Raw genomic sequence first — 23,117 nt, 5'->3', positions numbered from 1 at the left:
GAGATGGCTCAGGGGATGAGCGGGCCGCCGCGGACGCCCTGGGCGCTGAGCCGGGCGAGGTGCGGCCCGAGCCGCCGGAGGAAGTCGGGGTAGTCGCCGGGCGAACCCCACGCGACCTCGGCGAAGGCGCACATCCTGGGCAGGGCCATGAACTCGACGCGTTCGGGCGTGGGCATGTACTCGGTCCACAGCTGGCACTGCACGCCCCGCGCGGCCGGGTCGGGGGCGAATGCGTAGGTGTCGGCCAGGGTGAGGACGCGCTCCTGGACGGTCGGCCGGTCGGTGTCATCCGGCTGGTCGTCGAAGGGCGCGGCCGAGGGGCGGTAGTCGAAGTAGGTCCGGGTGTGCGGCGCCAGGATGATGTCGTTGCCGCCACGCTCGGCCTGCTCGTCGCGCCAGACCATGACGGTCGTGCCGGGGGTGGGCTCGCGGTCCGGCTCGTCCCAGCAGACCAGCTTGCGCGAGTGCTTCTCCAGGTGCGCGGCCATCCGGCCGATGAACCAGGCGCACGCGTCCCGGGGCCCCGCCAGCCCCAGCTCCGCCAGCCTCCGCCGCGCCCGGGGGCTGCGCTCCCACTCGGCGGTGGGGCACTCGTCCCCTCCGACGTGCACGTACGGGCTCGGGAAGAGTTCGCAGACCTCGTCGAGCACGTCCTGGCAGAAGCGGACGGTGGACTCCTCAAGGTTGAGGACGTGCTCGCTGATCCCCCACTCCGACCAGACCTCCACCTCGCGGGACGGGTCGTTGCCCAGGTGCGGGTAGGCGGCGATGGCGGCCTGGGCGTGGCCGGGCATCTCGATCTCGGGCACCACGGTGACGAAGCGCTCCGCCGCGTACGCGACGATCTCCCGTACGTCCTCCCGCGTGTAGAAACCGCCGCGCCGCGCGCCGACCTCGGTGAGCAGGGGGTAGCGCTCGATCTCCAGGCGCCACCCCTGGTCGTCGGTCAGGTGCAGGTGCAGCACGTTGAGCTTGTGCTCGGCGAGCAGGTCGACGAGGCGCAGAATGAACGCCTTGGGCATGAAGTGCCGGGCGACGTCCAGCATCACCCCGCGCCAGGCGAACCTCGGCCGGTCCTCGATCGTCCCGTACGGGATCAGCGGCCCCAGCTGGGAGAGGGTCCGCGAGCCGTAGAAGCGGCCGGCCGGGCCGCCCGCGGTGAGCTCGACGCCGGAGGGGGAGACGTCGAGGCGGTAGCCCTCCTCGTCGAGGGACGGGTCGTCGGGCATCAGCCGCAGGAGGTCCCGCCGGAACGCGACGGAGCCCCCGTCGACGGCCACTTCCCGTGGCCTCGGAATGATCACGTTGGTCTTCCCTTCGCGGCGCCCCGGAAGGGCACGCCTGTGGACGGACGGTGTGCGGGCATGACGGCAAGAAGGCGTGGCGGTGAGGGGTGCTCAGCCCTTGACGGCGCCGGCGATCATTCCCGAGGTGACCCTGCGCTGCAGGACGAGGAAGATCAGCAGTACCGGCAGCATGAAGAGGGTCGAGGCGGCCATGGTGGCTCCCCAGTCGGTGCCGAAGACGTTGCTGAAGGAGGAGAGCCAGACCGGCAGGGTCCGGTCGTCCTGGTTCTTGATGATCAGTGCGTTGGCGAAGGCGAACTCGTTCCACGCGGTGATGAAGCCGAACAGGCAGGTGGACATGAGGCCGGGGGCGAGCAGCGGCAGGACCACCCGGCGGAAGGCCGAGGCCCGGTCGCACCCGTCCATCAGCGCGGCCTCCTCCAGCTCGGGAGGGATCGCGGCGAGGAACCCGCGCAGGGTCACGATGGTGAACGGCAGCGTGGTCATGAAGTAGATCAGGGTGAGCATCGACAGCCTGTCGAGCATGCCGGTGTCGCGGGCGATGATGAACATCGACACCAGCAGCGCCTCCCAGGGGGCCATCTGGGCGATGAAGACCATCAGGACGAACGCCTTGCGCCCGCGCCAGCGCATCCGGGCCACCGCGAACGCGGCGAGCAGCGCGACCACCAGGGCGAGCAGTACCGCGCTCGCGGTGACGGTGAGGCTGTTACGCCAGAACGTCCAGAAACCGTCCGCGTTCACCGCGGTCGCGAAGTGCTCCAGGGTGGGGTTGGCGGGCCAGAAGGTCGGGGTCTGCGACTGGATGTCCCTGGTGGGCTTGAACGCGGTCAGCACCATCCAGTAGACGGGGAAGACCGAGACGGCCAGTACGGCCAGGGCGGCCAGGTTCAGCGGCGCGCGACGCAGCAGGCGGCCCGGCGTCGGGACGGTCGTCACAGTTCCTCCCCTTCGTGCTTGAGCATCCGCCGGAGGTGGGTGATCAGCAGGGCGATCAGGATCAGCACGGTGAGGGTGGAGATCGCCGAGCCGAGGTCGTACTTGTGGAGCGACTGCGCGACCTGGAACGCGTAGACGGGCAGCGTGGTGGTGGCCTCTCCCGGGCCGCCCTTGCTGATCGCCCAGATCTGGGCGAAGCACTTGAACACCCAGATCACCTCCAGCGAGGTGATGAGGCCGAAGAGCGGTCGCAGGATGGGGAAGGTGACGGAGGCGAAGACCTGCCGCCCGCTCGCGCCGTCGATCCGCGCGGCCTCGTACAGCTCGGAGGGGATGGTGGTCAGGCCCGCGTAGAGGGTGAGGGCGGCGAACGGCACGGACTGCCAGACGACCAGGGCGACCAGGATGGCGAAGGTGGACGTGCCGTCGGCGAACCAGGTGTAGTCCCTGAAGGACTCGAACCCCAGCGTGACCAGCAGCCAGTTGACCACCCCCAGCCGCGACTGGAACAGCCACTGGAAGATCGTGGTGGCGGCGAGCACGGGGGTGGCCCAGGTGAGCACCAGGCCGCCCATCACGGCCAGGCGCATCCCCCGGCCCAGCCGGGCGACCATCAGGGCCACCGCGGTGGAGATGACCATGATCAGGACGACGTTGACGGCCGTCCAGACCAGGGTCCTGCGCACCACGGCCCAGAACTCCGCCCCGCCGAGCACCTCCGCGTAGTTGTCCAGGCCGACGAACTCCGCCCCGCCGCGGATCAGCTCGCCGGTCCTGAAGTGCTGGAAGGAGATGACGACGCTGCGGATCAGCGGGTAGAGCAGCAGGTAGGCGGTGCCCGCCAGGGTGGGCACGATCAGCAGGTAGGGCCAGAGGCCGGTGAGCCGGGACGGCCGCGCCCCGGATCGCACCGCGTCCACTCCGGGCCGGTCTGGCTGGCTCGTTTGGCCTGTTTGGCCTGTTTGGTCTGGCCGGTCGGGGGCGGAGGCGTCCCGGTCGCGGGCGCGCCGCCGTGTCGGGCGCCCTGTCGGGGCCTGTGGGGCAGCGGGCATGGCACTCCTCGGAGCGGGCGAGCGGTACGGGGGAATCCGGTACGGCTTCTCGCGGGCCGGTGCGGTGGTTGGGGTCCGGCGTGGATCTCGTGGACCGGTGTGGATCCCGCCGGTCGGTGTGGGTCTCGCGAGCCGGTGTGGGGTCCGGTGTGGGTCTCGTGGACCGGTGTGGAGTCCGGTGTGGGTTTCGCGGGCCGGTGCGGTGGGTGGTACCGGGGCCGGGCTTCTCGTGGGTGGGGTCTCTGCGTGGTTCGCGTGCACCGGTGTGCCGAGCCGACGACCGGCGCCTGACGGGGCCGCGTACCCGGCGGGTGTCAGGACTTGGTGTTGAGGATCTCGGCGATGCCCTGGTCCACCGTGGCGGCCTCGGTGGCGGGGGTGCCCCCGGTGAGCACCTTGGTCAGATACTCCTTGATCAGGTTCTTGGCCTCGACCGCCGCCCAGTTGGGGGAGTTGGGGGTGGCGTGCCCGTTGGCGGCGCCCGCGGCCATCGCGGCCGTCGCCTCGTTGCCGTCCAGCACGCTCGCCAGGGAGACACGGTTGGGCACGTAGCTCATCTCCTTGGCCATCTCGGTCTGGAACTTCTCACCCGCCAGAGCCTTGACCACCTCGTACGCCGCCTCGGGGTTCTTCGAGGCCTCCGGGATGACCAGGTCGGAGCCGCCGGTGAAGACCGCGCCCGGCCTGTCGGCGGTCTTGCCGGGGATCGGGAAGAAACCGAGCTTGCCCTTGAGGTCCGGGTTGGCCTTCTCGATCGCCACCGCGCCGCCCGGGGCGGAGATGAGCTGGGCGACGTCGCCCTTCGCGAAGACGTCGGCCTGTGGCGGCTTCGCCTCGTCGGAGTCCTTGGGACCCTTGCCCAGCGCCTGGAGCTTCCGGTAGAACTCGACCCCGGCCAGCGCCTGGGGGGTGCCGAGGCCGCCCTTCCAGGTGCCGCCCTCGTTGACCGCGAGGTCGCCGCCCTCGTCCCAGATGAACCCCGCGAGGGTGTACCAGTTCTGGCCGGGCAGATAGATGCCCTGGTCACCGCCCTTGTTGAGCTTGGCCGTGACCTCCAGCCACTCGTCCCTGGTCTTGGGCGGGGAGGTGATCGAGGCCTTGGCGAACAGGTCCTTGTTGTAGATGACCACCCGGTTCGCGGCGTACCACGGGATGCCGTACTGGCGTCCGTCGATCTTGCCCGGTTCCGCCAGGCCGGGCAGCCAGTCGCCGCCCCCCAGGTCGGTGACCTTGTCGGTGAGGTCCTTCACCCCGCCGCTGGCGGCGTACTCGGCGACCTGGGTGTTTCCGACCTCGATGACGTCCGGGGCGTCGTTGCTGGCCAGGGCGCTGGTGACCTTCTGGCCGATGCCGTCCCACTCCTGGATCTGGATGTCGAGGGCGACGCCGGGGTGGGCCGCCTGGTAGCCGGTGCGGAAGCGGTCGAGCAGGGCGTCGGAGAAGCTGTCGCGCATGACCCACACGGTCAGGTTCGTGGGGCCCTGCCCGGTACCGGCGGAACCGGGCGAGTCCGCGGAGGGGGACGGCTCGGAGGAGCCGCATGCGGTGAGGCCTGCGGCGAGTGTCAACACTGCCGCGGTGGCGCGGAGGCGGTACCCCATCGGTACTCCCAGAGGTCAGATATTGGTAAGTAATTGGCTTGCTTCGCATAGGGTGGCTCTTACCACTTCCGACGTCAAGACCTGTTTTTTCCGGGATGACAGGTAACAAATAGGTAAGATCTTGGTAAGGTGTGGTGGTGACTCTAAACCTGAGGTCCGGGCTCAAGCGCGACCGGGTGCGCGACGTCCTGCTCGACTTCATCGCCGACATGAAGCCGGGCGAGGCGATCCCCTCCGAGCGGGATCTCTGCAAGGAGCTCGGGGTCTCCCGGCCCACGGTGCGCGCGGCGATCGACGATCTGGTCATGTCGGGGCTGCTCGTCCGCGAGCACGGGCGCGGCACGTTCACCGGGCCGCACCGGGTCACCCAGGCGCTCGCCTCGACCACGGGCAACTCGTTCTACGCGCCGCCCGCCGAGGGCAACTGGCTCAGCCGGATCCTGGAGTTCGGCTCCACCCCCGCGGGCGCCCGGCTCGCCACCCGGCTCCAGCTCTCTCCCGCCGACCCCGTCCTGCGGGTCGTGCGGCTGCGCGTCGTCGACGACGAGCCCATGGCGATCGAGCGCATCCACCTGCCGTACGCCCTGGTCGGCGGCCTCGTCCCGGCCGACATGGAGTCTGGCTCGTTCTACCGGCTCCTGCGGGAACGTTTCAATGTCGACGTCCGCAGCGCCGTGCAGACGATAGAGCCCACCGTGACCGACGAGACCGAGGCCGAGCTCCTCCACGTCCCCCAGCACGCCCCGGCCCTGCTCTTCGAGCGCACCACCCGCGACGTCGGCGGCCGGATCGTCGAGTTCACCCGCTCGATCTACCGGGGCGACCGCTACCGGGTGACCTCCGAACTGTCCTTCAACGCCGACTCCGGCTGACCCCCGCGTGTTCCCCGGCCGGGCCCGCCGCCCCGGCTGACATCGGCTCGCCCCGGGCCGCACCCGGCGGCCCCGGTGTCACCTCGGGGCCGCTTCGGTCGCGAGGCCGGCCGGGGGAGCCCGGCCCTTCCCTCACTTGATCGCGGCCAGGTCCACGACGTACATCTTCTCCCCGACCTGATAGGTCATCAGCCGGTCGCCGCCGCCGTCGGGGATAACTCCATCGCCCTTACGCAAGCCCAGATCGGCGGACGTGCCGGTGACCACGTCGTAGAGGGCGACACCTTCCCTGAAAATCCTCTTGTAGAACCGATCCAGGCCGGGATCGTCGTTCAGCTGGACCTCGGGAGGCAGTACCCGCTCCCGGGAACCGTCGCGCTCGCGGACGAAGACGCGTGGGCCGGGCCCGTTGGCCGGGCCGTGGCCGTAGCACCGGGCGACGCCACACCTGACGAAGTTCTCGCCGGGCCTGATCACGGCGTCACGCCGCTCCCTCGTCCTGACGTTGAACAGCTCGACGAAGGCGGCCTGCTTGAGGTGGCGGCCCACCCAGGGCCACCGCAAAAGGTGCTGTCCCTCGGTGCCCGGAACCGCCCGGGGCTCGCCGCCGCGCAGCGGCACGCGATACACCCCGCCGCTCTCGCGGGAGAAGACCACGTCCTGGCCCACCACCTCCAGTGCCCTGATGTGGCCCTTCTTCATGACGTTCTCCAGCGGGACGTCGGCCACCTTCCGAGGGGTGCCGCCGACGGCGGGCACCGTCCAGATCCGGGCGACCCGCCGCTCGCCCGATTCCCTGTACGACGCCCACCAGACGATGGCCCCGCCGCCCGCGGTGACGTCTTCGGCGTAGAGCGTCGAATTCCTGGTCGGGATCTCGGTGACCCGTCGGGACCTGCCGTTCTCCAGGTCGTAGCTCCACAGGAACTGCTTCGCCCCGTCGCCCGCTCCCGTCATGACGAGCAGCGTCCGGTCGTCGAGCAGCGACTGTGGGTAGTAGGCGCGGCCGTCGGGCAGCTTGGCGGGGATCTTGTGCAGGGCCTGCGGCCACACCCGCTCGATGGGCGGCGGCAGCTTCTCCTCCGGTAGCGAGGCCGACTGTGGCATCGGTCCCTGCGCGCCCGTGGCGTTCACCGCGGGCTGCGGCACGGCCGACGCGCCCAGGGTCCGCACCGCCGCACCCGCCCCACCGGCCACCACGAGCACGGCCGCCGCCGCGAGCAACGCGGCGGGTGCCCGCCGGGGGCGGCGGCGTGCCCTGACCGTCGCCGACAGCCTGACCCGCGCCTGCTCGGGCACCTGTTCCGCGGCTCCGGCCAGGACGCGGCTCAACTTGTCTTCGATGTCGGTCATCGCGTGCTCCCGTGGGCGGCAGGTGAGGAGGTGGAGAGGGAGGACCGCAACTTGCCCAGGCCGCGGGAGGCCTGGCTGCGCACGGTCCCCTGCGAGATGCGGAGCACCTCGGCGATCTCGGCGTCGGTCAGCTGCTCGTAGTAGCGGAGCACCAGCACGGCGCGCTGTCTGCGGGGCAGCGCGGCCAGTTCCCACCAGAGCCCCTGGTCCTCCTCGGAGGGGAAGACCGCCTCCCAGGTCCGCTCGGGCGGCTCCCCGGTGAGATGCTCGTGCCTGCGCCGCCGCCAGATGCTGACGTGCAGCCGCGCCATCGTCGTCCGGGCGTAGCCGTGCGCGTCGGCCTTGCGCCGCACCCTCGGCCAGGCGTCGCGTATCCGGGTCAGCGCCTCCTGCGTGAGATCGGCGGCGTCGTGCGGGTTACCGGTCAGGACGTAGGCGTAGCGGAGCAGCGCCTCACTCCGTTCGGCCACGAAGTCGTCGAAACCGGATTCGTCGTCCACATGCCGTCCCTTCTCCATCGTCATCGCCTAGACGCCGAAGAGCCCGAAAATGTTGCACCACCGGTCCGCGCTGGATGTCGGCGGGCGGCTCGGCTACGTTCGTGGGGATGACGACCACCTCGGCCGCCCCGGTCCAGTCCCGATGACATCCCTCGACGACCTCGTGGTCCGGGCACGCTCCCTCGTACGGGACGGACACCGCGCGCTACTCGGTGTCACCGGAGGCCCGGGGGCGGGCAAGACCACCCTCGCCGAGCACCTGGTCCACCTGCTGCGGCCGACGCCTCCCGGTGGACTGCCGGAGCGGGAGTGGGTGGCGTACGTGCCGATGGACGGCTTCCACCTCGCCGACGTCGAGCTCGACCGGCTCGGGCGCCGCGACCGCAAGGGCGCCCCGGACACCTTCGACGCGGCCGGGTACGCGTCCCTCCTCCGCCGCCTGCGCGAGGACGAGGACGACGTGGTCTACGCGCCCGCGTTCGAGCGCGACCTGGAACAGCCGATCGCCGGTAGCATCCCGGTCCCCCGGGCCGCCCGGCTCGTCGTCACCGAGGGAAACTACCTGCTGCTCGACCGGGGTGACTGGGTACGCGTGCGGGCCGGGCTCCACGAGGTCTGGTACTGCGACCTCGACCCGGACGAGCGCGTGCGCCGCCTCGTCTCCCGGCACGAGCGCTTCGGCAAGTCCCCCGACGCCGCCGTGGCCTGGGCCCTGGGAACCGACCAGCGCAACGCCGACCTCATCGCCACCACCCGCCCCCGTGCCGACCTCGTCGTCCCCGACGCCGTCCTGCGCTCGATCGGCGACCACGAGACGGACACCGGCTGAAGGCCGCCCGGCGAGGTCGGCGCGATTCGTGAGACGGCTGGAGGCGGTTATGGTCCGTTTCGGACGTGGTCAGCACCGTGTGATCCGGTTCAGAACGTCTGGCCGGAGTCCGACGGTTTCCCGGCCCTCTCGATGACCTCCTCGGTGCTGAGCGGGTCCTTGGGGTGGTGGCTCAGGCACATCGGGACCCGCACCTTCACGAACCCCGCCCCCTCGGAGGCCGCGTAGAACTCGCCCGTCCTCAGCCGTGAGATGTCGGTGACGTCACTCCCCTTGGCCTGGGCCATCTCCCGCGCGGCGGAGATCTGGATCGGGCTGTTCAGCAGGCCGAAGAACTGGGTCGCGGCGTTCCCCGGAATCCGGTTGTGCAGTCCCTTCGGGGCCTGGGTCGCGAACACGAGACCGAGCCCGTACTTGCGGGCCTGGGAGGCCAGCGCCAGCGTGCTCTGCGTGCAGGCCGTCATCGTGCCGGACGGCGCGAACGTCTGGGCCTCGTCCATCACGAACAGTCCGCCCAGCGGCCGGTCACCGGCCGGGTTCTTCTTGATCCAGGCGAACAGGGCCATCTGCAGCTGGTTCACGAAGCTCTGCCGCTGGTGGTCCGACTGCAGCCCGACGAGACTGATCACCGAGACGCGCGCCCTCTTTCCCGGGGGAGGGGTCAGCAGGAGCCCGGGATCCATCGGTGTGCCCTCACCGCCGAACATCGGGTCGTTGACCGTGGCCGCGGTCAGGCTCTGGGCCAGCTCGGCCGCGATCCTCTCCGCGTTGTCGAGCTCGCTCACCCCGTCCGGCAGTGCCGACAACATCGCGATGAGCCCCCTGAGGCTGCTCGCCCCCCGCCTCCCGTAGTGCCTGAGCGTCTCCCGGAGCACCGCCTGCCCGAGCTGGGCCCTGGTCGTTCTCGCGTCCAGCTTGACCCTCGGCACGATGGACGCGACGGCCACCTCCACGGCCTCGGTGAACTCGTCGGGGTTGTCGACGACGCTCGCGAAGTCGGGCAGGGGCTGGAAGCTGAGGGGACGTCCCGCGCTGCGTCGCGGCGTCCAGATCACGACATCGGTGCCCGCGTGATACTCCTCGGCCCTCGCGGCGTCGCCCGCGTCCCAGTGCGCCGGAGCGTGCGGCCACGGGTCTCCCAGACGTGCCAGGTCGTTGTTGGGATCGAGCACGATGGCCGACACGCCCTGGAGCGCGCACCTCTCGATCAGCCCGCGGATGAGCACGGTCTTCCCCGACCCGGATCCGGCGAAGATCGCGGTGTGTTTCCTGAGCGACTCCAGGTCGACGTCAAGGGACGTGCCGTCGGTCACCGCCCTGCCCAGGGTGACCGACGGCACATGGCCAGCGCCTTCGGAGGTGTGCCCCGACGCCTCGAAGGAGCCTTCGGCGGCGGTGTGGCCGGACGGCTCGTCGGAGGTGGCGGGAGAGGGCGGCTCGTCGGGACCGTGTCCCTCGCCCGGAACGGTCCACCCGTCCCCCAGCGCCTCGCCGAGCACCTTGACGTCATCGGTGGGTCTCCGCGAGACGAGCCACGCCCGCAGGTTCGCGGGGTCCTCGGCGAACAGGTCGCGAAGCGCCGCGAGGATCCTGAGGTCCTCGTCGTCCACGCGGAGTACCCTGCCGCCCGCTTGTTCGAACTCCGCGAGGACCTCGCGGGTACGCGGACCCTTCGCCCACTCCGCGTTCCGCAGCACGAACAGTTTCCGCTTCGGGATCTCGGCGTCCAGGCCCGCCGCCACCGAGGCGCCGCGCAGCCGGACCAGCGCGGCGTTGGCGTGCGTGGTGGCGATCGCGCGGAAGCACCAGTGCGCCTCGTCCTCGGTGGTCTCGTCCAGACTGCGCCGCAGGCGCGCGTGCAGGGGAGGCTTCGAGCTCGGCGGGGGATCCTGGCTGAACACCCGTCCCGCGTCGCCCCGCTCGGCGATCCAGGCGTCGAGTCCCGCCGACAGCAACGCGGGCATCGTCGTGTCCTCGGTGGCGGAACCGGTCGCGGAGGTCACGTCGGCCGTGTCCCTCAGCTCGGCGAAGCGGGCGTCCAGCACCGCGAGCTCCTGTGAGGGCACCGGAAGCTTGGGGACGGGGGCAGGGTCCGGCGTAGGGGAGGAGTGGAGGCTCTCCAACTCCCTGACCTCGTCGTTGACCAGGCAGGAGTGGATGTGCCGGTCGACGACCTTCAGCAACTGTCGGGGGGTGAAGTCGGGGGCGTCCTCGAACGCGGACGGCCGCACCGGCCAGGTCGGATAGGGCAGCGTGAAGTCGAGCTCCCGGAACGGCGCCGCGAACCGCCGCTCGACCAGGGCATGGCCGATCTTGGCGTCGGGAATGGTCATGAGCTGGACCGCGTGCCGGAACCGGTCCTGGACGGTGCCGGTCGCGAGCTTCTCGATGAGGATCCAGGTCGCCGGGAGGCAGGAGACGACGGTCAGCGTCCTGCGGGTGACCTCCCGCAGCGACATCAGCCCGCCCGCGATCTGCTCGACGACGAGAGTCTCGCGCCAGTCATGGTCCGAATCGCCGACACCGGCGATCGAGGACTGCGCGATGAGCGTGTCGATCTGGTCGACCGCGATCACCGAGGGGCCGGTGAGCGCCATGAGCCGTGAGATGTCCCTCACGATCTCCTGCGGCGACTTCTCACCCCGCCGGAGACCCCACAGGGCGCGCTCGCCCGGCTCCTCCTCGGGGATGGAGGACAGGTAGGCGAATCCGATGTCCTGCGCCGCCAGGTCGTCGGAGGCGAGCAGGACGAGCGCCCGCGCGGTGTTCTGGCTCTCCCGGCCCAGCGGCCCGTCGAATCGGCGCAGCGCCTCGACGAAGGCGTCGAGGGCCTCCTTCGTCAGCGTCGTGTTCCCGGTCACCGCGCGCCGCACCATCCGGGGGACCTCGACCAGGGACGACAGGCGGTCCAGGAAGACCTTGAGCTGGCTCGCCCCGTCTTCCTGGGCCTTGCGGGAGAGGCTGTCGAGCATCGACACCACGACGCTCTCCCAGAAACCCTTGGCGTCCAGCAGGCTCACCAGGAAGAAGTATCCGCCCTCCCGCAGGACTCGGTCGCACGCCCAGCCCAGCAGGTGCGTCTTGCCCGTGCCCCGCTGGCCCTGGACGACCACGCCGATCGGGCTCGCGGCGCGGCTCTCCCCGGCCTCGCCCAGCCCGTCGAGCAGGAGCTGGCCGGTGTGGCGGTGCAGGCCCCTCACGTGGAACGGCGAGGTGTTCCACACGTCGTCGGGGACCATCGCCGAGTTCAGCCTGAGCTTGAGCTCCGCCAGTGCCCTGCGCTCCTCGTCCGTCACCGTGCCTCGATCCAGAGGAGGTGCTTCTCCTGCTCGCCGATGGTCACCGCCGCGTCCCTGTCTTCCCTGGAGAGCATCTTCTGGTTGTCCTCCGGGACGATGTTCACGTCCGGCATACGGTTCATCCGGAGGAGGGTCTCGTCGACCGTCGCCCTCGGCACCTCACCCAGGAGCGGACGGAGTTTCGTGAGGCTCACCCAGGCGCCGGGCTTGGCGGCCAGCTCGCGGTAGGCGGCACGAATCCGCTCCTCGACGTCCGGCGCCGAGGAAACCGGGGGAGCCGTGGACAACGGCGCGGAGTCGTCCGGGGAGGTCGCGGGCGCCGGGTCGGCGTTCACCGCGAAGACGTCGGCGAGGCTGTGCTCGGTCCGCTCCATGAATCCCCGCAGCCCGGACAGGACGGCGCGGAGCGCGATCCCCGCCGAGCCCGAGCGCTCCGGGATGACGATCCCGGCGCGGACCTCGTCGGTCAGGCAGGCCCATCCGGCGTTGGTCAGCACGTGAACGAACGCGCGCCCTTCCTTCCGGCTCTCCACCAGCTTCAGCTCGTTCAGGTTCCGGCGCGGAGCTCCGGTGATCGTCAGACCGTGACGTTCCTGGAGTTCCACATTGGAGATCTCTCTCGCCTCGATCATCAACACCAGGAGGGCAGCAATTTCGGGCAGCGAAAGTGCTTTATCGGGCATGTTCTAATCCTTCCAACATCCCGGGGCGACGGCCCCGGAGAAATCGCCTTATCTGGTGAAGCACGGTTTCCGTATCGGTGGTGACCTGCGCGTTGGTGAAGCGCAGCACCGCGTAGCCGTCGAGCTGGAGCCGTACGTCCCGTTGCCGGTCCGCCGCGTACGCGAGCGCGGAGTGGTGTTCGGGCCCGTCGATCTCGATGACGCACCGCTCGTCCCGCCAGAGCAGGTCCACCCGGACGGGGTTGACGAGCGGGTGCGGCCGGTGGGTCTGGTTCCACGCCCGCCCCGCCGCCCAGTCGCACGCGGCCAGCGCGGTCTCCAGCGTCCGCTCGGCGACGCTCGCCGGATGCGGTCTCCCCGCGACGGCCGGGTACGTGACCACGGGTGCCGTACGGGCATCGGGCCGGGGCCTCGCCGGTGCCGGGAGGTCCGGGAGGTCACGGACGAGGTCCGTCACCTCGGCCGGTAGCCGCAGGGGTGTCACGGCGATCCGGTCCACGGTGGCCAAGGGGGCGCCGGTGAGCCATACTCCCAGGTCGCCGTGGTGGGCCAGCCATTCGCACCCCGCGACGAGGGCCTCTTCGGCGGCGGGAGGGAGGTCCACCGGCACGTGCACGAGGACCGCCGCGCGGGGACGGCCGAAGCTGGCGGCGATCACCCGTCCGAGACCGGCGGCCCGTACCTCGGCCGTGAATCCGGGGGAGCGCCGCGCTCCCGCCCCCCGCCGCGCGGGAGGTTCGGCCCTCTCCCGGGACGCCTCTCGCCGCGCGGGAGGCTCGGCTTCGCGAAGCGCCCGTTCGGCGAGGTCGGCGAGGAAGGGGCCGAAGTGCTCGGTCGCGGACGCGGTCCGCAGTGCGAGCACGCGTACGGCGCGTCCGCCCGCGCCACCGGGGCCGCCGATGCCCTCCGCGCCCGGCAGCCACGCCGGGAACAGGCCGACGGCGGCCTTTTCCAGCTCGCGCAATACCGAGGAGACCATTTCCGTCGCGGATCGCGTGTCGCCCGCGAAGTAGGTGACAATCGCCGGAGCGTCATCGGGAAGCGGGTCGAGCGAAAGGGCGATGGCGTCGGCGTCCGCGCCGTGAACGCGCACGACGCGCCCCATCGGCAGCTCCGCCCATGATCCTGCCACGCCACTTCCTTTTCCGCGTGTTGAGACTTCGCGAGGTTATCCGCCGGTGCTGGGTAATGCAGGTGCTTTGCGAGAAGCAATGAAATTAGTCCGTTTTTATCGCCGCTAATTTCGTATTTGAGGGGATTTCTCCCCTTATTCTGGGCGTCGCAGTGCCGGGCGGTGGGCAGTGGAGTGTGCGGCCCGCCGCGATCGGGCCCGTCGGCCCGTTGCCTGCTCCCCGGACGCCGTTCCCTCGCGGGCCGTGAACCCGGTGGAGAGGTCGTGGCGATACATCGCTGACCACTTTTCCCACGGGAAGGCCGGCTTTCATGCCATGGTGCCCGCGATGATCGCGCCACTCACCGCCCAGAACCGCGACTGCGACCTCATCGACGAGTCGCGGACCCGCCCGGAGGCGTTCGCGGCGCTGTTCGACCGCTATTCCGGGATGCTCTACCGGTACGTCTCCCGGCGGCTGGGCCCGGAGATCGCCGAAGACCTGGTCGGCGAGACGTTCCTGGTCGCCTTCGCCCGCCGGAGCAGCTACGACCTGGCCTACGCCGACGCCCGGCCGTGGCTGTTCGGCATCGCCACCAAGATCGTCTCCCGGCACCACCGCACCGAGGCCGCCCGTTACCGGGCGCTGCGGCGCAGTCCCGCCGAGGACACGGTGGAGTCCCCCGCCAACCGGGTGGTCGCGGGGGTCACCGCCCAGGCGTCCCGCCCCGCGCTCGCCCGTGCGCTGGCCGGGCTCTCGTCCAAGGACCGCGACGTCCTGCTGCTGGTCGCCTGGAGCGACCTGTCGTACGTGGAGGTCGCCCGCGCGCTGGGCATTCCGATCGGCACCGTACGGTCCCGCCTGAACAGGGCCAGGCGGAAGGTACGCGCGGAGTTCGGCGACAGCAACCCGATGCACGAGGAGGAGTGACCATGGACGACCTGACGATGCTCCGCGACCTCGGCCGCGAGCTGGAGCACGAACCGCCCGCCACGCTCGCACGTCAGCGCACACGGCTGCTCGACGCCTCGGCCGGTTCCGCCGGGGGTCTGTCCCGCGCCTCGGCCCGTTCCCGGTGGAGGGTGCCCCGCGCGATGCGCGGCTGGCCCATGCTCGCGCTGGTCGCGGTGGTCACCGCCGCCGTCGCCGCCGTTCCCGTCGTACTCCTGAGCGGGCGCCCGCTCGTACCGGGTCCCTCCGTGCCGGGCCCGTCGGGAGATCGCCCGTACAAGCAGGGAGAGGCCATCAACGTGCTGGTGGTCGGGACCGACAGCGAGACGCTCAATCCCCGCTGGCGTAAGACCGCGGGGGCGCGTAGTGACACGATGATCCTGCTGCACATCTCCGCCGACCGGCGGAAGACCCTGGTGGTCAACATCCCCCGGGACTCGATCGTCCGCGTTCCCGCCTGCGAGTCCTCGGACGGGAAGACGGTTCCGGCCAGAATCGAAATGATCAACTCGGCGTTCCAAGCGGGCGGGCTGTCCTGTGCCTGGAAGACGGTCGAGTCGACCACCGGGATTCACGTCGACCACGCGGTGGAGATCCATTTCTCCGGGTTCAAGAACATGGTCGACGCGCTCGGCGGGGTGGAGGTCACGCTGCCTCGGCCGGTGAACGACTCCAAGGCGAAGCTGCGACTGTCCGCGGGGAGGCATCTGCTCACCGGCGAGCAGGCGCTGGGCTACATGCGGCTCCGCAACGTCGGCGGCGGGAGCGACCTGGAGCGGATCAAACGCCAGCAGCGGATCATGAACACGATGGTCAAGCAGGCGAGCGGCCTGCTTGACGAGCCCGAGAGGCTCTCCGCCTTCCTCGCCGAGGTGAAGAAATCAGTCAGGACCGACGCCGGGCTCGATCTGGGGACGATGTACGCCATCGCCCGTGGCATGGCGAAGCCCGTGCCCGGCTCGGTCACATTCACCACGATTCCCACCGGTCCCCACCCCAATGACCCGAACCGTGTCGCGTGGCATCAACCCACCGCCGAGCGGCTCTTCGCCGGGATCAGGGGCGACGGCGAGTGAGCCTCGGGGCGTCTCGGGGTGTCTCATACCGGGGCGCGCCTCATGCCGGGCGCGGGCAGGGCGAGGGTCGGGGGAGGATAAAGGCGCATGAAGGGGTATTCGTCCCGAATGTGACTCGGTACGAGTCTTGATGATCGATGTGGTTCACCTTTCCGGAAAAAAGGCGATATCTCCCTTGAATCATCCGCACGTCATGGGAGAACCCATGTCCGTTGCCCGCTGTATCACCACCGCCGTCCTCGTCACCCTCGTGGTGGCGCTCACCACACCGGTCGCGTCCGCAGCCCTCATCCCGCCCCAGCCCTCCGTGACGTGCGAACGCTCACTCTTCGGGGCGATGACCGTCAGGAAGGGCGATCGTACGGAGACCTGGACGTGGGGGCCGGGCTACCAGAGCTACCTCAGCAATGAGAGCAGCTCCCGGACGTTCACAGAGACCATGTAGGGGGTGTTCTCCCGAACGTGACCCCGGCCTCGACGAGCCTCCGAGAAGGTCGAGAAGGTCGGGGTCGCGGTTCGTGATCGTCGCGGAGGGGCGTACCGGCTCCCTCCCGAATTCCCGAATATTCTCTAACCGTGGGCCCGAACCGGTCATTTCTTGGAAGCGCGCCACCTTCCCTCACGGATGAGCCCGGCCGTCGGCCTTAGCGTCGAACGATGAAGATCGACGTGGTGCCTCCCCGCCCGGACGGGGAGGCGTTCCCGACGCGCCGGATCGTGGCCGATCGAGCGGACGCATGAGCCGCCCCGGGAACGGGCGGTACGACACCGGCCCGTTTCCCCACACCCGGGACGAGCTTTCCCAGGAGGAGATACTCCATGGCGAGGCGTCCAGGAACCAGCGGGCCTGGGGCGATTCGTCGCGACGCGTACCATCCCAGAGCGGGCCGCCCGGCGGGCAGGTCGTGGTGGTCGCCAGGGAGCCGGTGCCGGGAAAGGTGAAGACCCGGCTGATCCCGCCCTTCACCGCGCACGAGGCCGCCGCGCTGGCCGCCGCCGCCCTTGAGGACACGTTGCGCGCGGTCGCCCGCGTCCCGGTCGCCCGGCGCGTGCTCGCGCTCGACGGCGACCCGGGCCCCTGGCTTCCCCACGGGTTCACGGTGCTGGCGCAGCGCGGGGACGGGCTGGACGAGCGGCTCGCCGCGGCCTTCGACGACGCCCACCGGCTCCTGCCCGTGCCCGTCGTGCTCATCGGCACGGACACCCCGCAGGTCACCCCGGACATGCTGGCCTACGCCCTGTCCGTGCTCAGCGCCTACGACGCGGTGTTCGGCCCGGCGGCGGACGGCGGGTTCTGGCTGCTCGGGCTGCGCGTTCCCGACCCCGCCCTCCTGCTCGGCGTTCCGATGTCGGAGCCGACCACCGGCGAGGTCCAGCTGCGGAGGCTGGGGGAGGCCGGGCTGAGCGTCGCCCTGATGCCCCGCCTCACCGACGTGGGCACCGCGGCGGACGCGTTCACCGTGGCCGCGCAGGCCCCGCGATCCTTTTTCGCCGCCACCCTCGCGAGGATGAGCGCACTGCGATGATCGGGGCTTCCGTACGGCCTCGGGAAGCTCCCGGGAAGGTCGTGCGCGAGCCTAGAAAAGCGTCGGGGTGGTCTCCTCGCCCGCGCGCTCCAGCTCGCCCGGTTCGAAGAGCCGGATCACGCCGTACGTGCCGTCGTACCCGGGTTCCCGGATCACCTCGCCGCGGCGCAGCCGTTCGACGGCCTCCGCGAGCGGCGGTGAGTGGGCCGCGATGTCGCCGACCGGCACGTCCTCCAGGATCCTCAGCTCGGGCCCCAGGGCGGCGGTGAGCCCGTCGACCTCCCTGAGGACCTTCTTGCTCTTCGAGCCCACGTCGAGGACCTCGCCCACGATCTCCGGCAGCGGTACGAGGTTGCGGAAGCCCGCGACGCCCTCCGGCCGGAAGCCGTCGGGCCGGTCGGCCAGTTCCTGGACCCGGTTCAGCACGCCCACCGTGAGCGGCTTACCGCACACGGGGCAGATCCCGTCGCGCCCGCGCGTCTCCTCGGGGTCCATCCGGACGTCGCACTTGCGGTGCCCGTCGACGTGGTACTTGCCCTCCTCGGGGAAGAACTCGGTCGTTCCCGCGTACCCGGTCCCGGTCCGAAGCGCCCGCAGGACGGCGAAGTAGTCGAGGTCGGTGTCGAACACCGTGGTCTCGCGGCCGACCATGGGCGGGGAGTGGGCGTCGGAGTGGCTGACCAGCCGGTAGCGGTCGAGGGCGGAGACCCGCCAGTTCATGGCCGGGTCGCTGGACAGGCCGGTCTCCAGCGCGAAGATGTGCTCGGAGAGCTCGCCGTAGCACTCCTCGATCGTGTCGAACCCGGACTTCGACCCGAAGACGCCGAACCACGGCGTCCAGACGTGGGCGGGCACCAGGTAGGCGCCGTCGCCGCTGCTCAGGGTGATCTCCAGCAGGGCGCGGGAGTCCAGGCCGAGGATGGGCCGCCCGTCCGCGCTCAGGTTGCCGAGCCGGTCGAGCCTGGCGTTGAACGCCGAGGCCTCGTCGAAGCCCGGCATGTAGACCAGGTGGTGGATCTTGCGGGTGCGCTCGCCGCGCCGGTAGATCGTGGAGACCTCGGTGGACAGCATGAACCGCACCTGGCCGGGGGTCACCCCGGCGGGCGGCGGCCCGAGGGCGTCCAGGTCGATCTCCTCACGCAGCCGGAACAGTCCGGGCTCCGCGGGTACGAGGTTCTCGCGCAGGTGCTCGAACCACGCCGGATGCGTGAAATCACCGGTGCCCATCAGCGCGATGCCCTTGCGCTGTGCCCACCACGTCAGATGCTCCAGGTCGCTGTCCCTGCTGCAGGCCCTGGCGTACTTCGAGTGAATGTGCAGGTCAGCATGGAAACGCATCCATCACATTCTGCCACAGGCCACATATGAAGATCAGAAAAGGGAGGAAACAGCCGTCGCGGGAAGGTTCGACGCCCGCTTGAGGGTTACCCGCCCATCGGCCCTGGATCGTCGGCCGTAAGCGGGGAAAAGTCTCCGGGAACGCTTCAATGTGAGCCTTGAAGACATGGATACCGACGACAAGTCACCCGGGGCGGAATCTGCCGTCCGGCCCCGTGGCCCGCGCGTACGACACGGCTCGGCCGACGCGCCGGACGGAGTGGATCCGCGCGTCCACCGGGGCGGGGTCCCGGCCCCACGGCACACCACGGTCCCGTGCGCCACCCGCCCGGCGGAGGTGACCGGGTGACCCCCGCCCCACCCTCCTGGCGGGAGCTCCTGGGCCAGAAGCATCTCGGAGCCGTGACCGTGATGGCGGGCGGAGTGCTCGTCGGCGCGGTCAACATCTATCTGGCGTCGAGCATGTTGCCCACCGCGGTGGCCGACATCGGCGGCGCGAGCTTCTACGCGTGGAGCATGACGATCTACCTCGTCGCCACGGTGATCGCGACGATGCTCGTCGGCCGGTTCCTCTCCCGCTGGGGGAACGTCGGCGCCTACCTTCTCGGCTTCGCCGCGTTCACGGTGGGCTCACTGGCCTGTGCGGCGAGCATGACGATGCCGATGTTGCTGGTCGGCCGTGGCGTCCAGGGACTCGGTGCCGGGCTGCTGTCCGGGCTGGGATTCGCCGTCATCCGATCGGCCCTGCCGGATCGGCTCTGGACACGCGGCAGCGCGCTGATGTCGGCGATGTACGGCGTCGGAAACTTCGTCGGCCCGGCGCTCGGCGGCCTGTTCGCCCAGTTCGGCTCCTGGCGCCTGGCGTTCGTACTGATGGCGGTGATCGCGGTGGCGTGCGGCGCGGTCGTTCCCCGCGTGCTGCCCCGCAGCGAGCGGGGCGACGCGCGGGTTCCGATCCCGATCGTGTCGCTGATGCTGGTCACGGCCGCCACCGCGGCCGTCAGCGTGGCAGGGGTCCTGTCCGGCGCGACGACGAGGGCGGCGGGCATCGCGGTGGCGCTGCTGCTGGTCACCGGATTCGTCGTCCATGAGCGGCGCGGCGAACCGAGGGTGTTCCCGCACGCGACCTATCGGGCGGATTCACCACTGAAGTGGGTCTATCTGACGCTCGGGCTGCTGGCCTTCGGCGTCGCGGTCGAGTCGTTCCTCCCGCTGTTCGGCCAGCGACTGGCCGGGCTGCCCCCGGTCGCCGCCGGTTTCCTCGGCGCGGCCATCTCCCTCGGGTGGTCGGTGACCCAGATCGGCAGCTCGTCGGCGGTCAGGGAACGCACGGTACGACGGTTGATCACTGTCGGCCCGGTGCTGCTCGCGCTCGGCTTCCTCGCCCAGGGGCTGCTGCAGCGCGAGAGCGTACCGATCTGGCTGGTTGCCGTCTGGGTGCCGGTGCTGTTCGTCGCCGGTTCGGGCATCGGTATCGCCTACCCGCACCTGTCCGTGGCCGCGATGGCCAGTACCCCGGACCCGGAGGAAGGACAGCGGGCGGCAGCGGCGATCGCCACCGTGACGACGATGTCGACCGCGTTCGGTACGGCGGTCGCCGGGGTCCTGGTCAACCTGGGCGGACGGTCGATGCTCGACTCGGCCCGATACCTGCTGTTCGGGTTCGCGGTCATCTGCGCGGTGGGGATCGTCACCGCCCGCGCCTCGGTTCGTTCGACACCCGCATTCGACGTGAGGAGATCCCATGACCGATGACCTGCCGGAGACGCCGATGTTTCCGATGGCCCGTGCGACGGGCTGCCCTTTCGACCCGCCGCCGGAGCTGAGCCGGAGGATGAAGGAGGCGCCGGTCTCGCGAGTGAGGCTGTGGGACGGCAGCACCCCGTGGATGGTCACCCGTTACGAGGATGTGCGCGCGCTGCTCACCGATCCGCGCGTCAGCGTCGACGTCGCGTTCCCCGGCTTCCCGCACACCAACGCGGTGAGCAAGGCACGTGACGCGCACATGAAGACGCTGATGCAGATGGACGCGCCGGAGCACACCGCCCGGCGGCGGCTGCTGACCTCGGACTTCATGATCAAAAAGATGGAGGCGTTACGGCCCCGGATCCAGCGGATCGTCGACGACCTTGTGGACGAGATGCTCGCCGGTCCCAATCCGGTCGACCTGGTGGAGGCGTTCGCGCTGCCGGTTCCCTCACTGGTGATCTGCGAACTGCTGGGCGTGCCCCATGCCGACCAGGCCTTCTTCCACCGGGTGGCCCGCGCGCTCGTCATGGACGAGCCCGACCCCGCACAGGCCATGGCCGCCAGCGAGGAACTGAACGCCTACCTGGAAGAACTGGTGGACAGGAAGAACGCCGAGCCGGGCGACGACGTGTTCAGCAGGCTGGCCGTCGAGCAGTACCGGACCGGCGGGATGACCCGGCGTGAGATCGCCACGATGGGGCAGCTGCTCCTGGTCGCGGGGCACGACACCACCGCCGTCATGATCGCGCTGGGCACGGCCGCGCTGCTGGCGCACCCGGACCAGCTGAGCGAGGTCCGCGACAGCGGCGACCCCGCACTGGTGGCCAACGCGGTCGAGGAACTCCTGCGCTACCTCTCCATCACCCACACCGAAGCCCGCCGCGTCGCCCGCGAGGACCTTGAGATCGGCGGCAGGCTCATCCGCGAGGGCGAAGGCATTATCGGGGTGAAGAGCGTCGCGAACCGGGATCCCTCGGCCTTCCCCGACCCCGACGTTCTCGACGTCCACCGCGGGGCCCGCCACCATGTCGCCTTCGGCTACGGCGCCCACGTGTGCCTGGGCCAGACACTGGCCCGGGTGGAACTGCAGGTCGTCTACGGCACCCTCTACCGGCGCGTCCCCACACTGGCCCTGGCCACACCGCTGGAACGCCTGACGTTCAAACACAACGCGATCTTCTACGGGGTGCGGGAACTGCCCGTCACCTGGTGACTCGTGAAATCCGCGAAAGCCGTGAAGGTCGCGAAGGTCGTACAAGTCGCAAAGGTCGTACAGATCGCGAAAGTCGTGAAAGGGGAAAGCGCGTGAAGGTCACCGTCGACCAGGACGCGTGCGCCGGATCCGGGCAGTGCGTACTCGGCTCACCCGGGGTGTTCGCCCAGCGCGACGCGGACGGCGTCGTCGTACTCCTGCGAGACAGTCCGGAACCGGGGCTGCGGGAGAGCGTTCGCGAGGCCGCCCGGGTCTGCCCGGTCCGGGCGATCACGCTTACCCCGCCGTGAACCGGCCGTCCCGGATCGTCGTCGCGGGTGCTTCGGCGGCGGCGGAGGTCTGATGGCCGCCGGAACCCCGCCACCGGCTCACCGGCCTCAACCGTAGAGGCTGTGCTCCCGTGATCTTCCCGAGGTGTCCGCGAAATCTCAGTGGGATCGCGGGAGCATGGCCGGAGGCGTGATCTGCCGATAAAGATCCACGGCCTCCCGGATTCTCATATCATTCCCCGAAAACGGGGGATTGGTGGGGGCATGACCAAGCAGGAGGATGTTCCGGCGGGTATCGACCCGAGCATTCCGAGTGTCGCTCGAATGTACGACTACTACCTCGGGGGCAAGGACAACTTCGCCTCCGACCGCGAGGCCGCCGAACAGTTCATCCGGGTGGTGCCCGGTATCCGGGAGATGGCCCGCGACAACAGGGCGTTCCTGTCGCGGGTCGTCGAGCTTCTCGCGCGTCAGGGCGTACGGCAGTTCCTCGACATCGGGTCCGGGCTGCCGACCCAGGACAACGTGCACCAGGTCGCCCATCGCGTCGCGCCGGAGAGCCGGGTCGTCTACGTCGACAACGACCCCATCGTCCTGGCACACGGCCGCGCGCTCCTGGAGGACAACCCCTTCACCTCGGTCGTCCAGGCCGACATGCGGGAACCAGAGGAGCTCCTGGCGCACCCGCGGATCGAGGGCGTCATCGACTTCACCCGGCCCGTCGCCGTGCTGATGATCTCGATGCTGCACTTCATCCCCGACGACGCGCTGGTCACCCGCATCACGGCCGCGATCCGCGAACGGCTCGTCCCGGGCGGCTACCTGGTCGTCACGCACGCCTTCGCGGCCGAGGCCAGTGCCGAGACGCACGAGGCCGGACAGAAGATCTACCGTTCGACCAGCGCGGGGGCGCTCACCTCGCGCGGCCCGCGACAGCTGGCCGAGCTGATGAGCGGGATGGGAATGGACCTGCTGGAGCCGGGGATCGTCCCGGTGGAGGCGTGGCGGCCCGAGTACGACGAGGACGTCACCGCCGACTTCACCAAACCCGGCATCCTCGGAGCCGTCGGACAACTCTGACCGCCCCGGTCGGCTCCCCTCGGCCCCTCGGGTCTTCTTGGTTCCTGGTTCCGGTTCACGTTTTGATCCGGTCTCCCGTCGGCGGTGCTCCACGGTGTCGTGGTCCCGCCGAGGGGGGTCGTGATCCTCATCTCCGCGTGCCGGGCATGCGTGAGAGAAGCGAAACCTCCGCCCGCCGCACCCCTGCCCACGATCCTCTGGTCCCGGCCGCGACGTCCGCGCCCCTTCGCGGGCCTTTCACGAGCCCTCCGTGAGCGCCCGTGAGCTTCCGTGAGCTTCCGTGAGCCCTCCGCGACTCCCGGCTCCGGCCCTGGCAGCGGCGCGTGTCCGGCGGTCCCGGCCGTTGTAGCTTCGCGCAACAGGTGGTC

Annotated in this window: 20 protein-coding genes; 10 read left to right on the top strand and 10 right to left on the bottom strand. The window is 70.2% G+C overall.

What is annotated here, in order from left to right; genetic code table 11:
* Positions 1-8: 8 nt before the first annotated feature.
* The 4 genes from ACW9TB_RS11085 to ACW9TB_RS11070 form a co-directional block, all read right to left on the bottom strand.
* Positions 9-1,304 (bottom strand): beta-N-acetylhexosaminidase, encoded by a 1,296-nt coding sequence (locus ACW9TB_RS11085; protein WP_472747880.1) that lies wholly within the window; start codon positions 1,302-1,304, stop codon positions 9-11.
* A gap of 93 nt (positions 1,305-1,397) precedes the next feature.
* Entirely contained in the window at positions 1,398-2,246 is an 849-nt protein-coding gene (locus ACW9TB_RS11080) for a carbohydrate ABC transporter permease (RefSeq protein WP_472747879.1), read from the bottom strand.
* A complete protein-coding gene (locus tag ACW9TB_RS11075; protein WP_472747878.1) occupies positions 2,243-3,166 on the bottom strand; it encodes a carbohydrate ABC transporter permease in 924 nt (307 codons plus the stop codon). The genes ACW9TB_RS11080 and ACW9TB_RS11075 overlap by 4 nt, the downstream gene beginning before the upstream one ends.
* Before the next feature lie 446 nt (positions 3,167-3,612).
* On the bottom strand, positions 3,613-4,752 hold the full coding sequence (locus tag ACW9TB_RS11070) for an extracellular solute-binding protein (protein ID WP_472747877.1): 1,140 nt from the start codon (positions 4,750-4,752) through the stop codon (positions 3,613-3,615).
* Positions 4,753-5,036: 284 nt separating this feature from the next.
* On the opposite strand from ACW9TB_RS11070, the gene ACW9TB_RS11065 reads away from it, so the two are divergent.
* The gene (locus tag ACW9TB_RS11065) at positions 5,037-5,771 is read left to right on the top strand and encodes a GntR family transcriptional regulator (RefSeq protein ID WP_472747876.1); all 735 of its coding nucleotides are present in this window, start codon (positions 5,037-5,039) and stop codon (positions 5,769-5,771) included.
* A gap of 132 nt (positions 5,772-5,903) precedes the next feature.
* Here the strand turns inward: ACW9TB_RS11065 and ACW9TB_RS11060 are convergent, their stop codons facing one another.
* Entirely contained in the window at positions 5,904-7,124 is a 1,221-nt protein-coding gene (locus ACW9TB_RS11060; RefSeq protein ID WP_472747875.1) for a TolB family protein, read from the bottom strand.
* Positions 7,121-7,624: a SigE family RNA polymerase sigma factor gene (locus ACW9TB_RS11055; protein ID WP_472747874.1), complete on the bottom strand. Its 504-nt coding sequence runs from the start codon at positions 7,622-7,624 to the stop codon at positions 7,121-7,123. The genes ACW9TB_RS11060 and ACW9TB_RS11055 overlap by 4 nt, the downstream gene beginning before the upstream one ends.
* A gap of 142 nt (positions 7,625-7,766) precedes the next feature.
* Between ACW9TB_RS11055 and ACW9TB_RS11050 the strand changes: the two genes are divergently transcribed.
* Entirely contained in the window at positions 7,767-8,453 is a 687-nt protein-coding gene (locus tag ACW9TB_RS11050; protein WP_472747873.1) for a nucleoside/nucleotide kinase family protein, read from the top strand.
* 89 nt (positions 8,454-8,542) lie between these two features.
* Here ACW9TB_RS11050 and ACW9TB_RS11045 read toward each other — a convergent pair whose 3' ends face one another.
* The 3 genes from ACW9TB_RS11045 to ACW9TB_RS11035 are packed head-to-tail and all read right to left on the bottom strand — an operon-like array spanning position 8,543 to position 13,567.
* Positions 8,543-11,749 (bottom strand): helicase HerA domain-containing protein, encoded by a 3,207-nt coding sequence (locus tag ACW9TB_RS11045; protein ID WP_472747872.1) that lies wholly within the window; start codon positions 11,747-11,749, stop codon positions 8,543-8,545.
* Complete coding sequence (locus tag ACW9TB_RS11040; protein ID WP_472747871.1) at positions 11,746-12,384, bottom strand: hypothetical protein; 639 nt, start codon at positions 12,382-12,384, stop codon at positions 11,746-11,748. The genes ACW9TB_RS11045 and ACW9TB_RS11040 overlap by 4 nt, the downstream gene beginning before the upstream one ends.
* A gap of 40 nt (positions 12,385-12,424) precedes the next feature.
* On the bottom strand, positions 12,425-13,567 hold the full coding sequence (locus ACW9TB_RS11035) for an endonuclease domain-containing protein (RefSeq protein WP_472747870.1): 1,143 nt from the start codon (positions 13,565-13,567) through the stop codon (positions 12,425-12,427).
* A 328-nt stretch (positions 13,568-13,895) separates the two neighbouring features.
* Between ACW9TB_RS11035 and ACW9TB_RS11030 the strand changes: the two genes are divergently transcribed.
* The 4 genes from ACW9TB_RS11030 (at position 13,896) to ACW9TB_RS11015 (ending at position 17,100) form a co-directional block, all read left to right on the top strand.
* Positions 13,896-14,477: an RNA polymerase sigma factor gene (locus ACW9TB_RS11030; protein ID WP_472747869.1), complete on the top strand. Its 582-nt coding sequence runs from the start codon at positions 13,896-13,898 to the stop codon at positions 14,475-14,477.
* A gap of 2 nt (positions 14,478-14,479) precedes the next feature.
* Positions 14,480-15,574 carry an LCP family protein gene (locus ACW9TB_RS11025; RefSeq protein ID WP_472747868.1) on the top strand — a complete coding sequence of 365 codons (1,095 nt, stop codon included), beginning with the start codon at positions 14,480-14,482 and terminating at the stop codon, positions 15,572-15,574.
* Between the two features lie 205 nt (positions 15,575-15,779).
* Complete coding sequence (locus ACW9TB_RS11020) at positions 15,780-16,019, top strand: hypothetical protein (protein WP_472747867.1); 240 nt, start codon at positions 15,780-15,782, stop codon at positions 16,017-16,019.
* A gap of 292 nt (positions 16,020-16,311) precedes the next feature.
* Positions 16,312-17,100: a TIGR04282 family arsenosugar biosynthesis glycosyltransferase gene (locus ACW9TB_RS11015; protein ID WP_472747866.1), complete on the top strand. Its 789-nt coding sequence runs from the start codon at positions 16,312-16,314 to the stop codon at positions 17,098-17,100.
* 51 nt (positions 17,101-17,151) lie between these two features.
* Here ACW9TB_RS11015 and ACW9TB_RS11010 read toward each other — a convergent pair whose 3' ends face one another.
* Complete coding sequence (locus ACW9TB_RS11010; RefSeq protein WP_472747865.1) at positions 17,152-18,438, bottom strand: endonuclease Q family protein; 1,287 nt, start codon at positions 18,436-18,438, stop codon at positions 17,152-17,154.
* Positions 18,439-18,783: 345 nt separating this feature from the next.
* On the opposite strand from ACW9TB_RS11010, the gene ACW9TB_RS11005 reads away from it, so the two are divergent.
* The 4 genes from ACW9TB_RS11005 (at position 18,784) to ACW9TB_RS10990 (ending at position 22,749) form a co-directional block, all read left to right on the top strand.
* Positions 18,784-20,193, top strand: coding sequence for an MFS transporter (locus ACW9TB_RS11005; RefSeq protein WP_472747864.1), 1,410 nt, complete (start codon positions 18,784-18,786; stop codon positions 20,191-20,193).
* Positions 20,183-21,400 (top strand): cytochrome P450, encoded by a 1,218-nt coding sequence (locus tag ACW9TB_RS11000; RefSeq protein ID WP_472747863.1) that lies wholly within the window; start codon positions 20,183-20,185, stop codon positions 21,398-21,400. The genes ACW9TB_RS11005 and ACW9TB_RS11000 overlap by 11 nt, the downstream gene beginning before the upstream one ends.
* A 92-nt stretch (positions 21,401-21,492) precedes the next feature.
* Positions 21,493-21,690 carry a ferredoxin gene (locus tag ACW9TB_RS10995; RefSeq protein ID WP_472747862.1) on the top strand — a complete coding sequence of 66 codons (198 nt, stop codon included), beginning with the start codon at positions 21,493-21,495 and terminating at the stop codon, positions 21,688-21,690.
* 243 nt (positions 21,691-21,933) lie between these two features.
* Positions 21,934-22,749, top strand: a complete 816-nt coding sequence (locus ACW9TB_RS10990) for an SAM-dependent methyltransferase (RefSeq protein ID WP_472747861.1) — start codon at positions 21,934-21,936, stop codon at positions 22,747-22,749.
* Positions 22,750-23,117 lie beyond the last annotated feature (368 nt).

Source organism: Streptosporangium sp. H13245 (assembly GCF_055690525.1).
The sequence above is the reverse complement of the archived record's forward strand: the minus strand, read 5'-3'. Positions and strand labels throughout refer to the sequence as shown.

Coding starts and splice junctions, on each gene's coding strand:
- ACW9TB_RS10990 (WP_472747861.1), top strand. CDS start 21,934: ATGACCAAGCAGGAGGATGTTCCGGCGGGTATCGACCCGAGCATTCCG.
- ACW9TB_RS11070 (WP_472747877.1), bottom strand. CDS start 4,752: ATGCGCGACAGCTTCTCCGACGCCCTGCTCGACCGCTTCCGCACCGGC.
- ACW9TB_RS11060 (WP_472747875.1), bottom strand. CDS start 7,124: ATGACCGACATCGAAGACAAGTTGAGCCGCGTCCTGGCCGGAGCCGCG.
- ACW9TB_RS11020 (WP_472747867.1), top strand. CDS start 15,780: ATGTCCGTTGCCCGCTGTATCACCACCGCCGTCCTCGTCACCCTCGTG.
- ACW9TB_RS11050 (WP_472747873.1), top strand. CDS start 7,767: ATGACATCCCTCGACGACCTCGTGGTCCGGGCACGCTCCCTCGTACGG.
- ACW9TB_RS11030 (WP_472747869.1), top strand. CDS start 13,896: ATGATCGCGCCACTCACCGCCCAGAACCGCGACTGCGACCTCATCGAC.
- ACW9TB_RS11025 (WP_472747868.1), top strand. CDS start 14,480: ATGGACGACCTGACGATGCTCCGCGACCTCGGCCGCGAGCTGGAGCAC.
- ACW9TB_RS11015 (WP_472747866.1), top strand. CDS start 16,312: ATGAGCCGCCCCGGGAACGGGCGGTACGACACCGGCCCGTTTCCCCAC.
- ACW9TB_RS11010 (WP_472747865.1), bottom strand. CDS start 18,438: ATGCGTTTCCATGCTGACCTGCACATTCACTCGAAGTACGCCAGGGCC.
- ACW9TB_RS11040 (WP_472747871.1), bottom strand. CDS start 12,384: ATGATCGAGGCGAGAGAGATCTCCAATGTGGAACTCCAGGAACGTCAC.
- ACW9TB_RS11000 (WP_472747863.1), top strand. CDS start 20,183: ATGACCGATGACCTGCCGGAGACGCCGATGTTTCCGATGGCCCGTGCG.